Raw genomic sequence first — 214 nt, 5'->3', positions numbered from 1 at the left:
GTTGTCGTCGGTGTCGACCCACGGGGCAATCCACAGGCGCTGTGTGGCGTCCGGAATACGCTGCGCGGTCACGCGCCCTGCGCCGCTGACAGAACTCGCCGGCGACACATACGATGTTGTCTGTGCAGTCTGGCCGGTCAGGGTGCTGCGCACCGGTGACGGCACGGTGGCGATCGGGCGCGGGGCGATGACACCGGTTGCTGCGACAGAAACG

Annotated in this window: 1 pseudogene; it reads right to left on the bottom strand. The window is 67.8% G+C overall.

The features are described 5' to 3' along the window. Positions 1–214: pseudogene (locus tag IAE50_RS25875) on the bottom strand (TraV family lipoprotein); the annotation flags it as partial.

This window comes from Kosakonia sp. S42 (assembly GCF_016624785.1).
Lineage (GTDB): Bacteria > Pseudomonadota > Gammaproteobacteria > Enterobacterales > Enterobacteriaceae > Kosakonia > Kosakonia cowanii.
The sequence above is the reverse complement of the archived record's forward strand: the minus strand, read 5'-3'. Positions and strand labels throughout refer to the sequence as shown.